This window comes from Salinicola salarius, assembly GCF_002179555.1.
GTDB classification, from domain to species: Bacteria; Pseudomonadota; Gammaproteobacteria; order Pseudomonadales; family Halomonadaceae; genus Salinicola; species Salinicola salarius_A.
This window is the reverse complement of sequence record NZ_NHOU01000122.1, coordinates 1-794: the sequence shown is the minus strand read 5'-3', so window position 1 is coordinate 794 and position 794 is coordinate 1. Positions and strand designations below refer to the sequence as shown.

General features: G+C 38.5%; 1 protein-coding gene. It reads left to right on the top strand.

The genetic code is table 11. The annotated features are described in order from the left end of the window. Nucleotides 1-751: hypothetical protein (locus CCD76_RS19950; protein WP_218777094.1), on the top strand; the 751-nt coding region annotated here is incomplete at its 5' end. Nucleotides 752-794: the final 43 nt, after the last annotated feature.

Sequence of the window (794 nt, the reverse complement as noted above, 5' to 3'; positions counted from 1 at the left end):
GCAAGACATCATTTTTCAGACAAAGCGTAGAATGTCTAAAGTGGATAATTACGAGCTGTTGGGAATCTCTGAAACACGAGCAGATAGGGCGGCAGAACATCTGGCTGAGTTGGTGGAATATATTAAATTTTCTACGATAAACGATTCAGTAAACGCTATTGCCTGCTCGTGGGGGACTGTTGTTCTAACTAAAGCGCTAAGTTCGAGGCTGCATGGCAGCATAAACAAATCTATTTTTTATGCTCCTATTGGTTTTGACCTTTGTGCAGCGGAGTATTGGAAACCAAAATACGATCTTATCCCTGAGCGTGATGGGGAGAAGCTAGGGTATGTTTTTATTAAAAATAAAAAATTCATAGATAGGTGGGATGAAGAAATACCTGTTAACGATAAAGAACTTTGGAGAAGAAGAGAAGTTTTAACATCTGTTATCGAAAACACTCTAAAGAGTTCTATCTCTGAAGGCGATAGCTTTATCGTTCCTACTGGACCTCTAGCTGATTTGTATGATATTTTTTCTGGCAAGGCTGTCCACGACCCTTCTTTAATTAAGTCTTCTTCCTTAGTTATTAGAGCCGACCACGATATGACATCAACTGCTTATTCATCAGGGAATTTTTACAAAGCTATATCTTCTAATGATAAGGAATACGTAAAAATAAAAAATGGCACACACTTCGCTATACTTGAGAAGAGCGCAAAAGATATATTTGGTGAAATACTCAGATTCCTTAATGACTATAAAAAATAGCAGCTACCTGTCGGGTCCCGTGTGATTAACCACCCGCTTGGTA